The following is a 591-nucleotide window of genomic DNA, read 5'->3' on the forward strand; positions in this document are numbered from 1 at the left end:
TTATTAAGCTCAAATCAAACATTTCCAATATCTAATTAACTGGAATTGGAAATTAATTTCGTGGCTATAAATAAAAGGCTAAAAAATACACTCATTACTTTATCTAATAATATTAATTAAAATTTATACCTCTAAATCTAAATTTCTATTTTTGGTTTAAGATTTGATTTGTTGATTTTATTCTTAATTAGGCGCAAGATAATAAGCAAATAAAAATAGCGCATACTATGCGTATAAAAACATTCGGAAGTAACTTTTTCATTACATGTTTCAACAGAAAATGGAGCATATTCCATTTGCTCTGTTTTATTTCTATTAGAGATTTGTGTATGTTGAGAATCATTAGTGCAGATAAGTTCATCTCTTCAAGGTTCATCTTGGAATACAGCAAAGCGGAGTTTGCGTCTTTGTTGGGAGTTTCCGTAGCTAAGATAACCAATATTGAAAGTGGCAAATCTTCGATTCCCCCGGTGTACGATTACGCCATCAATCATTTACTCAGTGAGCATCCGTTCAAGGAAAGCGCAGTGGAAGCCCTTTGCTCTCATGAGACTCTTAACTTTGCCCGACGCATAGATGTGAACTCTAAGG

The 591-nt window shown here is 33.2% G+C and carries 1 protein-coding gene; it reads left to right on the forward strand.

Annotation, left to right across the window (positions count from 1 at the left end; all coding sequences use genetic code 11):
• Positions 1–329: 329 nt before the first annotated feature.
• Positions 330–591, forward strand: a 262-nt coding sequence (locus tag R7Q48_RS29130) for a helix-turn-helix transcriptional regulator (RefSeq protein WP_318133840.1), incomplete at its 3' end; no start/stop codon positions are given.

Source organism: Vibrio sp. 378, from assembly GCF_033339435.1.